Raw genomic sequence first — 12,097 nt, forward strand, 5'->3', positions numbered from 1 at the left:
GATCATGGCCGTCCAGCAGGACCATCCGCACCATCCCCGCTGAAAGATCAACGGCCCGACGATCTTGGCCACCAGGTAATGGATGACCGAGCCGGCGAAAATGCCGGCCAGCAGGTAAAAGAAAAAGCCCTCCAACTGCATGTTCTCGCGCTGGAGAAGGCCCAGGAAGACCAGCATATAGGAGCCCACCAGGAACTGCGCCAGCCGGCGGCCCCAGGGCTTCCGCCGGCGCGGTGCGAGGATGAAGGCCGTCATGCCCAGCCCGACGGCTGAGCCGATGTAACCGAAGTTGAAGAGGTAAAAGGGCCGGCCAGTGGCGCGCCATAGGGCGATGCCCAGGCCCCAGAAGAGCACCATCATGCCCAGCGGTATGCGCAATGCCGGCCATTTCCCATCCTGCCGGCGCGCCGGCGCAGGTGCCCCTGACATGGACTGGACTCACTCCGACCGCAAGACTGGACAGAGGTCGCCGCCGTGGGTGATGACCAGTACTTTCGCATGCTCCCCCTGGCGGGCGAAGGCACGCGCCAGGCCGGCCTCGATGCTCTCCGCCGGCGCATGCCCCACTACCGCCAGGTCGTCATCGCTCAACCCGCTGGTCACCATCTGCACATAGGCCAGCTCATTGACCCGCGCCGCCACGACGGCGGTGTTCAGCCCCGTCCAATCCGTAAAGCCTCGGCGTGCCGCCTCGTGGCGGATGGCCTTGGAAGGCAGTCCTTGCGCCAGCCGCATGGCCTCCAGATGGCGAGGGTTGGTGGAAATTCCCTCCCAGCACGGGGAGACAAGGATGATATCGCCGCCGCGTTTGACCACCAGCTCGGCGGCATAGAGCGCCTTGACGCCCTGCCAATAGTCCAGATCAGCAGGATGCGAGGAGATGACCACGATATCCGGCATGACCGGCACCGGCCGCACCCAGATCGGGGTCGCCAGCTCGACGGCGCGCCGGTGCGAGTGATAGGGGTCGCCGGCCACGACGTGCACCACTTCCGCCCTGGCGTTCAGCACGGTGTTGATCATACAGTCCAGCCGCACCCTCTGGACAATCGCCTCGATCTCCTGGCGGACGGGATTATCCAGCCGGCCCAGGTGCGGCACCGGGCTGTACATGTTCAGCGCATGGGTGTGATGCGTGGTTTCCTCGCCGCAGACGCCCGGCTGGATGATTTTCGCGCCGCCGGACCAGCCGGCCAGGCAGTGCGGCACCGTGTTGCCCACCGCCACCACCAAATCAGCCTCCACCACGCGGCGGTTCACCACAATGGGAGTGCCGTTGGGCGTGGTGCCCAGATGCACCAGGTTGGCCCAGTCCATGGCGTCGTGATTGATGACGGGATAGGCGGACATGACCTGCCGGCCCACCTTGTGCTCGATTTCCGCCGGCGTCATGGCCCGATGGGTACCGGTCGCGATGAGAATCTCGATGTGGAGGTTTCTGCCGGCGGCCTCCAGCTCCTCCAGCAAAGGAGGGAGCAGGACGTGCTGGGGGGTGGGACGGGTCATGTCATCCACGATGATGACGATGCGCTGGCCGGGCCGCACGAGGTCCCGCAGGGGCGGCCGGCCCACCGGCTCCCGCAGGGCCTGCCGCATGAGGGCGGCGGGATCCGCCGCGGCCGGCACGTCCGCCGGCGTCATGACGCCGAGCAGGTTGCGGCGGGGCAGGTGGAAAGAAAGGTTAGTATCCCCATACGGCAGTGAAATCACGATATCATCGGACATGGGGCCTCACCAGGTGTATGTATAGGGGCCGTGCTCACAGCCGGCCGATAAAGCGCCCGGGCGAAAGGATGCCGGCAGGGTCGAAGCGCGCCTTGAGCGCCTGCATCAGCGGCCAATCGGGGCGGGGCGTGCCCCAGACGTCTAGATGTGCCTTGTGCTCCACCGGGATGCGTTCGATGATGGCGTGGCCGCCCATCTCGCCGGCCAGCGACTGCAGGGTCGAGGCGATCAGCGAGAGATGCGCATCCCGCGCTTGTGCCATCAGGTACAGCACGCCCAGGCCGGGGCGCGCCAGCAGGTTCAGGCTGGCCTGGCCCTCCGCCTCCAGGTGCTGGACGGCGGACCAGAGACTGCCCACCGCCGAGATGGGCACATACAGGCGCGCCACCAAGGGTTCCGGCGAAACGGCCGGCATATCCTGCACCAGTTGGCGGATTTGCTGGCCCTCTGATTCCTCGTCGGCCAACTGTTCCACATGGCGGGCGTGCGCACTGGCGGCTATGGTGCTCAGGTCCCGGTACTGCCGCTGGATGACCTCCGGCGTTCCTTCCAGCCCAATGACGCCCCACAGGGATACATCCGAGCGGTTCGGCACCACGCGCCCCTGCACCAGGTCGAGGGAGGTGGGCAGGAGGACGGAATCGAGCACCTGCTGGACGAAGGCAAAGGCATCGCCGGCGCGGTCAAAGCCGATCAGCATCCAGCGGCGCTCGGGCGGCATGGGGAAGAGCCGGCAGGTCACGCGCGTGATGACGCCCAGGGTGCCGTAGGAACCGATAAAGGCGCGGGTCAGGTCATAGCCGGCGACGTTCTTGACCGTTTTCCCGCCCACGTCGATCACCTCACCGTTCGTCAGCGCCACCTGCATTCCCAGCACAATATCGCGCGCTGCGCCGTAGCGCAGGCGGGATGGGCCGAAGGCATTGGCGGCCACCACGCCCCCCAGCGTTGCCCGTTCGGCCGCCGGCGGGTCCAGGGGCAGAAGCTGGCGTTTGCCTTCCACAAGCTCCTGCAGGGTGCGCAGGGTGCAGCCGGCGCCGGCGGTCAGCGTCAAATTCGGCGCGTCATAATCCACAACCTCGTCCAGCGCACCCAGGTCCAGCGCCACGTCGTAGCGGCGGGGGATGTTGCCGATGCCCATCTGCGTGCCGCTTCCCCAGGGGATGACCCCCCAGCCCTCGCGCGAGCACAGCGCCAGCAGTTTCCCCACCTCGCCGGCATCCTGGGGGCGCGCCACGATGGACGGCCGGCGGCCATCCACCTCATACGCGGAACACAGGTCCGATATAATCACCTGATGCGGTGCAAGCAGACTCTCCAGCTTGGTCAGCATCTCTTCGGGATTCATGATGGAACTCCCTTGCTGGTTTGCGGCAGGACTTTGCCGGGGTTGAGCAGGTCAATCGGGTCAAACGCTTCTTTCACCCACCGCATGGCCTGGATGGCGGCCGGCGAGGCGATCAGCGGCATGCCGTGGATTTTCTCCAGCCCGATGCCGTGCTCGCCGGTGATGGTGCCGCCGGCCTCCACACAAATGCGCATAATTTCCGCGCCGGCGCGCTCCACCAGCTCCAAAATACCCTCCTCGCGCGGATCAAAGAGGATGAGCGGGTGCAGGTTGCCATCGCCGGCATGGAAGACGTTGCCGATGGGCAGGCCGTAGCGCTGGCCGATCTCCCGCACCTGGCGCAGGACCTGTGGAAGGGCGGTGCGGGGCACCGTGCCGTCGTTGACCAGGTAGGCCGGCTTGATACGGCCCGTGGCGCCGAAGGCACCGCGCCGGCCGGCCCACAGCTTGTCCCGCTCCTCCGCGCTCCGCGCCACCTGCACCGCCCGGGCGCGGTTGCGCCGGCAAATGTCCACAATCTGCTCGGCGATCTCCTCCATGCCGTCTTTCAGACCGTCCAGCTCGATGATGAGCACCGCCTCGGCGTCGGTAGGATAGCCGGCATGGGTGGCCTCCTCGACGGCGCGCATCATCAACTGGTCCATCATCTCCAGCGTGGCCGGCACGATGCCGGCGGCGATGATGTCGGATACCGCCTGGCTGGCGCCGTCCAGGTCGTCGAAGATAGCGAGCATGGTCTTGATGGCCTCGGGCACATGCAGGAGGCGCACCGTCACTGCGGTGACGACCCCCAGGGTGCCCTCGGAACCGACCAGCAGGCCCACCAGGTCATAGCCGGGGGTGTCAAACGCTTTGCCGCCGAGCTGGATCACCCGGCCGTCGTACAGCACCACTTCCAGTCCCAGCACATGGTTGGTGGTGACGCCGTACTTCAGGCAGTGGGGGCCGCCGGCGTTCTCCGCCACGTTGCCGCCCAGGGTGGAGACTTTCTGGCTGGCTGGGTCCGGCGCGTACAGGTAGCCGTACGGCGCAAGGATCTCCTGCAGGGTCAGGTTGTACAGGCCGGCCTCCACCACGGCGCGCTGATTGGGGATATCAATCTCGCGCACCTTTGTCATGCGCGAAAGGGTCAGCACAATGCCACCTTGGGAGGCCACAGAGCCTCCGCTCAGGTTGGTGCCGCCCCCGCGCGGGATAATGGGTATGCGGTGGGCATGTGCCAGCGCCATAATGCGGGAGACCTGCTCCGTGCTCTCCGGGAAAACCACCACATCCGGCCGGCCGGAATGGATGGACGCGTCATAGGCATAGAGCAGGAGATCCTCCGGGTCCGTCAGCACATGCTCCGGGCCAACAATTTCCCGCAAGGCGTGAAGGGTGCTCTCGTCTATCATTGCACTGCTCCCTGCCGGCATCAGGCCGGCTCCTCCAGGGTGGACAGCAGTAGCTCCGCCACATCCATAACGGGCATGCGCAGGCGCTGACGCCGTGCGGCCATGCCCAGGGTGCGCTGGCACTGTTGGCAGGCCGTCACGATCACCTCTGCCTTGACCTGCTGGGCCTGAGCCAGCCGGCGGCCGGCGATCTGCGCCGAAAGCTCCGGGTCAATGGATTCCAGGTTCCCGCCGCCCCCACAGCAGGTGGCCAGGGCGTGATGGGTGGACATTTCCACCAGCTCCACCCCCGGCAGGGAAGTGATGACATGGCGCGGGGCATCGTAGACGCCGCTCTTGCGGCCCAGGTCGCAGGGGTCATGATAGGTCACGCGCAGGGGGCCGGCAGTGTCCCCGGCCCGGCGCAGTGCCGGCGGGTGGGCCGGCACAATGCGCCCTTCATCTATCAGCGCCGCCAGCAGTTCGGTAGCATGCACCACCTGGAAGGAGGCCGGCGGATACTTCAGCTTCCAGGTATGGTAGCAGGAGGGACAGGAAGTGATCAGCCAGCGTGCCCCCAATGCTTCCACGGCGCGGATATTATGCTCGATGAGCGGCTCCACATCGCGCCCAGCGGAGATGAGGGGATAGCCACAGCACCACTCCTCGCCGCCCAGGGTGGTGAAGGTGACGCCGGCGCGCTGGAGCACCTGGACGAAGGCCTGGGGAATGCTGTAGACCATGGGATACAGGCTGGCGACGCACCCGACGAAGAAGACCACTTCCGCCGGCTGGCCGGCGGGCACCTCCAGGTTGATGTTCTCCTGCCACAAGGTGCGGTGGGTATTGTCCTCGCCGGCGATGTTGTGGCTGGTGAACACGCGCTCCTCCAGCGCCCGGAGCGGGGCCGGCAGGGCATCCACATGGGCCAGCCAGCGGCGCGCCCCCTCGAAGATCTCGTCAGTGCGGACACCGCTCAGGCAGGTTTGCTGGCACAGCCGGCAGTCCAGACAGCGGTACACGTAATAGCTCAGCTTGGGGCTGAGTTCCAGCCGGCCGTTCAGCACCGAGAGCAGTAGCTGAATTTTGCCGCGCGCCACCGCCGATTCCATGCGCAGGGCATCATACGTGGGGCATGCCGCCTGACAGAAGCCGCATCGCGTACAGCGGAGCATTTCGTCCATGTAGGGGGCGAGCAGTTCTTTGAAGTCCACCCCGCACCTCCGTTGACAGGCCTTGGGATGCCCAGCCCCAGCCTGCGGTTGGGGCTGGGGCTGGGGTTATGTCTCAGCTCAGGAACACCTTCTGAGCGGCGGCTACGCCGGCGCCGTGCTCGAAGGCGTAGCCGCTGGCGGCCAGGGCGCTCTCCAGCGCGCCCATCACCGCCAAGATATCGGCCGGCGTGTGGGCGCCCATATGTCCGATGCGGAAATACTGCGCCCGGCAGGCGGGATGCAGTCCGCCGGCCACGATGACGCCGGCGGCTCCGATCTTCCCCACCAGCGCGGCATCCACCCCTTCGGGATAATACGGCGCGGTCATCGTATGGGCCCGGCAGTGCTCGCGCGGCAGTTGGCGCAGGCCGAGCGCCGTGACGCCGGCCTTGCAGGCGTCGCTGAGCTTGCGGTGCCGGGCAATGCGCGCCTCCATGCCCTCGGCCAGGATCTGTCCCAGGCTGACGTTGAGGGCGGCGATGAGGTTGACCGCCGGCGTGCCGAAGTAGGCCGGCTTGCGCGCCTCGTAGGCCTCCATGATGGGCAGCCAATTGCCGAAATCGGCGTAGTAGTTGCAGACGGGCATCTTGCGCTTGCGCCAGGCTTCCAGGGCGCGCGGGCCGGCCACCACCAGCGCCAACCCCGGCGGGGCACCAACGGCCTTCTGAGAGGCGGTCAGCGCCAGGTCCACCCCCCATTCGTCCATACGCAGTTCCTCGCCGGCGACCGAGCAGACGCCGTCCACCACGGCCAGCGCGCCGTACTGGCGCGCCAGCGCCGCCACGCCCTTCACGTCCGCCAGCACGCCGGTGGAAGTGTCCACCTGGGTGACCGTGACGAGCTTATAGGAATGGGATCGCAGGGCCTCTTCCACCTGCTCCAGGGCCGGCATGTCGCCGACCTCGGCCCGCACATGGTCCACCTGCGCGCCGTAGCGCTCCATCAGGGCGCCGAAGCGGTCGCCGAAGTAGCCCGTGTTCACCACCAGCGCCCGATCGCCTGGCTCGATCAGGTTGGCGCCGGCCATGTCCATGGCCAGGGTACCGGTGCCAGCGACGATAAAGGGCTGGCCGCTGGGGGACATGAACACCTCGCGCATGCGTTCCAGCGCCTGGCCGAACTGCTCCATAAACCAGGGGTCTAGGTGGCTGGTGGTGGGTTTCCCCATCTCCCGCAGTACCGCCGGGTCGAACTCGATCGGGCCGGGAATCATCAGCAGTTTTCGACCTTTCATGCGCCTCTCTCCTTGATAAACTATAAAATGGGGGGCACACCCGCCGGCCGGCTGTTTTCATCCCCCGCCGATGGTCGGCGGCAGGATGTCAATCACATCGCCATCTTGAACCACATAATCAGGGGGCAAGGGTCTGGCCTCTTTCAGATAGCGATTTGCCCAGCGCGGGGGGATGCCAATGCGCTCGCGAATCTGATCTATCGTCGTACCTTCCTCGACCTGCAGGGTGAGGTGGCCGTCGTAGCCGTGTTCCTGAGCGAACTTGCGCAGAATGGAATAGAGCCGGATGTGCACGGTTGCCGGCGACATCGTACCTCCTTGATCCAGCACGTGAAACTCGGGATAATTATAACCCGGTTTCACCGCGCCGCCAAACCGTGCGAAATCACAGTGCCCAGCTCATGGTCGGTAATGCGCCGCCTCATCGAGCATGGCCCAGATGTTTTCCGGCGGGACATCGTCCTGGATGTTGTGCACCGCCGCCAGCACGTACCCGCCCGAATGGTTCATCACATCAATGGTATGGCGGACGGCGGCCCGCACCTCTTCCGGCGTGCCGCGCGGCAGGAGCCGTTGGGTGTCAATGCCGCCCCAGAAGGCCATACGGCCGGCAAAGCGGGCTTTCAGGTTCTCCGGCGACATGCCGGCGGCGGACACCTGCATCGGGTTCAGCGCATCCACCCCGATCTCGATGTAATCCTCCACCAGGTCCACAATGCTCCCGCAGGCATGCACGACGATCTTGGCGTCCGTCCAGCGCCGGATCAGCTCCATATAGCGGCGGTGAAAGGGCTTTACCATTTTGCGGTACAGCTCCGGGCTCAAGAGCGGCCCCGTCTGGATGCCCATGTCGTCGGAGACCATGACCACGTCCACATAGGGGCCGACTTCCTGGAGGAAGCGCTCCAGCCGGCGGAACTGGATCTGCGCCACCTTCTCCAGCAGTGCTAGGGCAAAGGGTGGGTCCAGCAGAAGGTCCATCAGGAAGCGCGCCGTGCCCCTCAGCCAGCAGGCGCGGTCGAAGAGGGTGGTGTCCAGCGTCGAGGCGCAGACGGCGTAATCAGTATCCTCATGGAGCTGACGAGCTTTCTCGCGCAGGCCGGCGTAGCGCCCCTCATCCTCCACATCCGGCCCCTCGAAGCGCTCGACATCCGCCAGCGTGGCCTCGGCCAGGGGGTGAGCGATCATGTCGAATTGCGGCCAGCCGGCCGGCCGGCGGTAAGTGATGCCCCATTCATCCACAAAGGTGGAGTCATCCATCCAGCGCGTGCGCGAGCGCGCCGGCGGATTGATGAACAGCGGCCGGGTATCCACGGGCAAGAGCCGCAGGACAGCTTCGTCCATCTCCACGATCTCGAAGGCCAGGTTGATGACCTTGGGGGAGGTAATGGGTACCCCCAGAAACTCGGCCAGGCGCAGATATGCGCCGGTGCAAATGGTGCTGTTGGGCGTGCCGCCGAGGTCAATGGGTACGCGATCCACTTCCTGGTGGTTGAGCGCCGCCAGCACCCTCTGGCGCGGGGTCATGCTCACCATATTCTCCCTCCTGCCCCGAAGTGTTGTGATGATCAGACCATCCGAACGGAATGTACCACAACGCCGCCGGCGTGTCAAAGCCGGCGAGGCCCAGAGGCCCTCACCCACGGATGGGACATGGGCCGCTTTCCCGGCCTCTCCTCTGCCCGCTCGATCGGTTGAGGGGCAGTCTTTTGTGCGGCAAGTCGGGGAGAATTGAACCTCTGCACTTCTTGTGCTATACTACGGCCGGCAAATACCAACGCCCAGCCGCAAGGAGGCCATCTCATGATTGACCAGGAACTGCTCTCCATCCTGCGCTGTCCCCACTGCGCCCCGCAGGGTCGGGAGGGACTGCTGGAGCTGGTGAAAGAGTGCTGGCTGGTGTGCCAGGAGTGCGGCCGCAAGTACCCGATTATTGATGATATCCCGTTCATGTTGGAGGAGATCGGGAACCGCTGGAGCACGACGCCGGCGGATCAACTGCCCGTGCCTCCGCCCAAGGGTTGACGAAAATGAAGCGATCTCGCAGGTGGTTTCCCCTTGTCCTGGTGCTGTTCATCCTCCTGCTGACGGCGCCGGCCGGCCTGGTATGGGGCCAGGACGCCGGCATCCAGGTGCTTGATTCCAGCGCCAGCTACTCCTTTGCCAAGGAAGTCCGCTTCCGCTTGACGGCGCAGAGCGATGCCGATATCCAATCGATCATCCTCTTCTATCGGGTGGGGGACAGCCGCGTGGTCACGCGCGCCTATCCGGAATTTCGGCCCGGCCGGCAGGTGCAGGCCGAGTGGCGCTGGGAGTTGTTCCCCGGCTCGCTGTATCCCGGCGCCCTCATCTCATATTATTGGCAGATCAGCGACGCCGCCGGCCGGCAAACCCGCACTACCCCCTATTCCTTTATCTATCAGGATGACCGCTTCGACTGGCAAGAATATGCCCGCGACCTGGTGCACGTCTACGCCTACCGCGACGCCAGGAAAGCCGAAGGGCTTCTCCAGCAGGCCCTGCAGGTGCTGGAAAAGCTGGAACAGGAGATCGGGGTCACCCTCGAACAGCCCATCCACATCTACGTCTACGCCAATCGAAACGATATGCGACTGGCCCTACCCTCGCGCAGTGAGCGCTATGACGAGATGACGGTGACATTGGGGATGGTGGTCGCCGATGACACGCTCTTGCTCCTGGGCAGTGAACCGGACCTGGAACAGACCCTGGCTCATGAGCTGAGCCATATCGTGGTCGGCCTGGCGACGAAAAACCCGTTCGGCGACCTGCCGCGCTGGCTGGACGAGGGGCTGGCCATGTACGCCGAGGGGGAACTGCCGGCGCGCAACCGCCGCGCCCTTGACCAGGCCATCAGACAGGATGACCTCATCTCCGTCCGCTCCCTGTCCGGCTACAGCGGCGACCCCGCCAAGGTGGACCTGTTTTACGCCGAGTCATACAGCCTGGTGAAGTTCCTGCTGGATACCTATGGGCGCGAGAAGCTGGTCGCGCTCCTGCAGGAGTTCAAGCAAGGAGCCTATCAGGAGGATGCCCTGCAGAAGGTGTACGGCTTCGGGCTGGACGAGCTGGACCGTCAGTGGCGGGAGAGCCTGGGGCTGGGGCCGCGGCAACTGCCGGCCACCGGCACCCCGTCCCCCTCGGAAGGGACTGCCGGCACGCCGGCTCCCTCCACGCCGGCTCCGGCGCCCTCTCCCGGGGTCTGCGGATTAAGTATCCTGCCGGGCGTTGGTCTGCTGGGGATATACCTCGCCGTGCGCCGGCGCGCCCGCACACCCTCGTAACGCAGGAGGTAGGGCCGGCCGGGGCGAGGTGCGTACCACACTTCCGCCATAGTTGACAATATCGTCCCCTGGTATACAATATGCATACCGCACAGGAGGGACGAGATGATTGGACCGCAGGACCCGGAAGAAACGTATCCGACCGACCGCAATGTGGGGCTCCGTATCGGGGAGCGCATCCGTGCCCGGCGCAAGGAGATGGGCCTGAGCCTGCGCGACCTGGCCAAGATGACCGATCTGAGCCCTACTTTCATCAATAACTTGGAGCGCGGCATCGGCAACCCGACCCTGGCCTCCATTCGGCGCATCGCCAACGCCCTCAAGCTCCCCATTTATCAGCTCATGGGGGAACCGCCCAATCACACGCCCATCGTGCGCTATCACCGGCGGGCGCGCATGACCTTCCCGCCAGGCAACGTCACCTATGAGATCGTCACGCCGCAATTGACGCGCGACCTGGTGGTGTTCGAGGTCAAGGCACGGGCTGACGCCGACAATATGGTCCAACAGCCGCTGGCAGAACCCTCCGAAGAGTGCATCCTGGTGCTGGCCGGCCGCATTGAGGTCACCATCGCCGGCGAGCGCTACGAGCTGGCCGCCGGCGACAGCATCTACTTCGAGAACCGCTTCCTGGAGAGCGTGCGCGCCCTGGGGGATGAGGAGGCGCGCTACCTGTCCATCATCAGCCGGCCCAAACGCTGAATCCATAAAGGTGACCGCCATCATAACTGCGCCGGCGCATCCATCTGCGCCTCCATCTCCCGCGCCCTGTCCCCCCGCCGCGGCCGCGCGCCCCGCCGGAAAGGGCTGTCAGTTGGCGATCGAACCCGTGCCCCTCACTCCATATACGGCGCCTCGTTGATCAGCCAGTCCAGCATCGCCGGCTCCTCGGGGATATCCTCCATCAGCGCGATGATCTCCTGATTGTGCTCCGCCAGCCGGCCCTGCCCATCGAACACCGCCGTCACCAGCCCCAGATACCGGCCGGCATGCCCGGGCGACGGCACATCCGCATGCACCAGGAACGCCTCCCCCACCATCTCGCCGTTGGGCAGAGGCTCGACCCCGCCGCTCACGGCAATATCAATGCCCTGCACCGCCTGAAGGAGCTGGCGCGTCTGGCTGGCCGGCGTGTGCGTCAGCAGGATGACGATGTCGCTGGTCGCGGCGACCTCCGGCACCAGCCGGCGCAGGGTCTCCAGCGGGTCGTCAATGATGAACCCCGGCACATCCACCTTCTCGGTCAGCCCGATGACGGCAACACGGTGCCCGCCGATTTCCCGCACCACATAGGCCTGTGCCAACAGCTCTCCCGTGCCGGCGGCGCGCACGTTGGCCGACAGGAAGGCAAAGCGCGCCTCGGCCATCCGCTTGCGCAGTACCTCTTCCCCTAACGCCAGGTCCTTCGGTCCCAGCGCCGCGGCGTCATAGCCCAGCCGGTTCATTGCCTCGACGCTCGTGGCGCCTTTGGTACGGTCCGCCAAATTTCCATCCCCCACCAGACTGTCGCCGGCGTCCAGCACCAGCACATGGACCAACCTGTCGCGAAATTCATCCAGCTTTGTGGCCCGACGGGTCACTCCACCGACCTTGGGTCGTCAGCCGCAGGGGAAGAGATAGCCCCAGGTGTCGTTGGTGTGGGCGATTCCCAGGGTGAGCGGGGCGGCCGTGGGGGATTGGGTCGGGGGACGCGCCACCAGGTTGCCGGCCGCGGTGCCCCCGCCGGCGATCGGCATCTCTGCGCCGGCCGGCGCGCCCAGCACCCGCCATAACAGCACACCCAGCGCGCCCAGCAGGAACGCCCCCACCGCCAGCGCCATGATAAGGCCGGGCCGGCGAGCAACTGTCCCCCTGGTCTTTGTCGGTTGGCTCATGCAGTCCTCCTTATGCCATGGTTCGGT

The 12,097-nt window shown here is 65.8% G+C and carries 12 protein-coding genes and 1 pseudogene; 3 read left to right on the forward strand and 10 right to left on the reverse strand.

Annotated elements, in window-relative coordinates:
* The 8 genes from H5T60_05705 to H5T60_05740 all read right to left on the reverse strand — a co-directional run.
* Positions 1-429: hypothetical protein (locus H5T60_05705; protein MBC7241924.1), on the reverse strand; the 429-nt coding region annotated here is incomplete at its 3' end.
* A gap of 9 nt (positions 430-438) precedes the next feature.
* Positions 439-1,725: a nickel-dependent lactate racemase gene (gene larA, locus H5T60_05710; protein MBC7241925.1), complete on the reverse strand. Its 1,287-nt coding sequence runs from the start codon at positions 1,723-1,725 to the stop codon at positions 439-441.
* 34 nt (positions 1,726-1,759) lie between these two features.
* Positions 1,760-3,073: an FAD-binding oxidoreductase gene (locus H5T60_05715; protein MBC7241926.1), complete on the reverse strand. Its 1,314-nt coding sequence runs from the start codon at positions 3,071-3,073 to the stop codon at positions 1,760-1,762.
* On the reverse strand, positions 3,070-4,467 hold the full coding sequence (locus H5T60_05720) for an FAD-binding protein (protein MBC7241927.1): 1,398 nt from the start codon (positions 4,465-4,467) through the stop codon (positions 3,070-3,072). The genes H5T60_05715 and H5T60_05720 overlap by 4 nt, the downstream gene beginning before the upstream one ends.
* A 20-nt stretch (positions 4,468-4,487) precedes the next feature.
* A complete protein-coding gene (locus H5T60_05725) occupies positions 4,488-5,660 on the reverse strand; it encodes a (Fe-S)-binding protein (protein ID MBC7241928.1) in 1,173 nt (390 codons plus the stop codon).
* Positions 5,661-5,733: 73 nt separating this feature from the next.
* Positions 5,734-6,873 carry an alanine--glyoxylate aminotransferase family protein gene (locus H5T60_05730; GenBank protein ID MBC7241929.1) on the reverse strand — a complete coding sequence of 380 codons (1,140 nt, stop codon included), beginning with the start codon at positions 6,871-6,873 and terminating at the stop codon, positions 5,734-5,736.
* A gap of 78 nt (positions 6,874-6,951) precedes the next feature.
* A complete protein-coding gene (locus H5T60_05735; protein MBC7241930.1) occupies positions 6,952-7,203 on the reverse strand; it encodes a MoaD/ThiS family protein in 252 nt (83 codons plus the stop codon).
* A gap of 90 nt (positions 7,204-7,293) precedes the next feature.
* The gene (locus H5T60_05740; GenBank protein MBC7241931.1) at positions 7,294-8,430 is read right to left on the reverse strand and encodes a hypothetical protein; all 1,137 of its coding nucleotides are present in this window, start codon (positions 8,428-8,430) and stop codon (positions 7,294-7,296) included.
* A gap of 267 nt (positions 8,431-8,697) precedes the next feature.
* On the opposite strand from H5T60_05740, the pseudogene H5T60_05745 reads away from it, so the two are divergent.
* From H5T60_05745 to H5T60_05755, 3 genes and pseudogenes are all read left to right on the forward strand, one after another.
* A pseudogene (locus H5T60_05745) lies at positions 8,698-8,850 on the forward strand (Trm112 family protein).
* A 74-nt stretch (positions 8,851-8,924) separates the two neighbouring features.
* Complete coding sequence (locus H5T60_05750) at positions 8,925-10,196, forward strand: hypothetical protein (GenBank protein ID MBC7241932.1); 1,272 nt, start codon at positions 8,925-8,927, stop codon at positions 10,194-10,196.
* A gap of 105 nt (positions 10,197-10,301) precedes the next feature.
* Complete coding sequence (locus H5T60_05755) at positions 10,302-10,898, forward strand: helix-turn-helix transcriptional regulator (protein ID MBC7241933.1); 597 nt, start codon at positions 10,302-10,304, stop codon at positions 10,896-10,898.
* 134 nt (positions 10,899-11,032) lie between these two features.
* Here H5T60_05755 and H5T60_05760 read toward each other — a convergent pair whose 3' ends face one another.
* Complete coding sequence (locus tag H5T60_05760; protein ID MBC7241934.1) at positions 11,033-11,776, reverse strand: bifunctional metallophosphatase/5'-nucleotidase; 744 nt, start codon at positions 11,774-11,776, stop codon at positions 11,033-11,035.
* 18 nt (positions 11,777-11,794) lie between these two features.
* Complete coding sequence (locus tag H5T60_05765; GenBank protein MBC7241935.1) at positions 11,795-12,070, reverse strand: hypothetical protein; 276 nt, start codon at positions 12,068-12,070, stop codon at positions 11,795-11,797.
* Positions 12,071-12,097: the final 27 nt, after the last annotated feature.

This window comes from Anaerolineae bacterium, from assembly GCA_014360855.1.
Taxonomy (GTDB): Bacteria; Chloroflexota; Anaerolineae; order JACIWP01; family JACIWP01; genus JACIWP01.

Excerpts from the sequence above, each read along its gene's own strand:
- H5T60_05720 (MBC7241927.1), bottom strand. The coding sequence starts at position 4,467 with ATGATAGACGAGAGCACCCTTCACGCCTTGCGGGAAATTGTTGGCCCG.
- H5T60_05730 (MBC7241929.1), bottom strand. The coding sequence starts at position 6,873 with ATGATTCCCGGCCCGATCGAGTTCGACCCGGCGGTACTGCGGGAGATG.
- larA (MBC7241925.1), bottom strand. The coding sequence starts at position 1,725 with ATGTCCGATGATATCGTGATTTCACTGCCGTATGGGGATACTAACCTT.
- H5T60_05715 (MBC7241926.1), bottom strand. The coding sequence starts at position 3,073 with ATGAATCCCGAAGAGATGCTGACCAAGCTGGAGAGTCTGCTTGCACCG.
- H5T60_05755 (MBC7241933.1), top strand. The coding sequence starts at position 10,302 with ATGATTGGACCGCAGGACCCGGAAGAAACGTATCCGACCGACCGCAAT.
- H5T60_05765 (MBC7241935.1), bottom strand. The coding sequence starts at position 12,070 with ATGAGCCAACCGACAAAGACCAGGGGGACAGTTGCTCGCCGGCCCGGC.
- H5T60_05750 (MBC7241932.1), top strand. The coding sequence starts at position 8,925 with ATGAAGCGATCTCGCAGGTGGTTTCCCCTTGTCCTGGTGCTGTTCATC.
- H5T60_05740 (MBC7241931.1), bottom strand. The coding sequence starts at position 8,430 with ATGGTGAGCATGACCCCGCGCCAGAGGGTGCTGGCGGCGCTCAACCAC.
- H5T60_05735 (MBC7241930.1), bottom strand. The coding sequence starts at position 7,203 with ATGTCGCCGGCAACCGTGCACATCCGGCTCTATTCCATTCTGCGCAAG.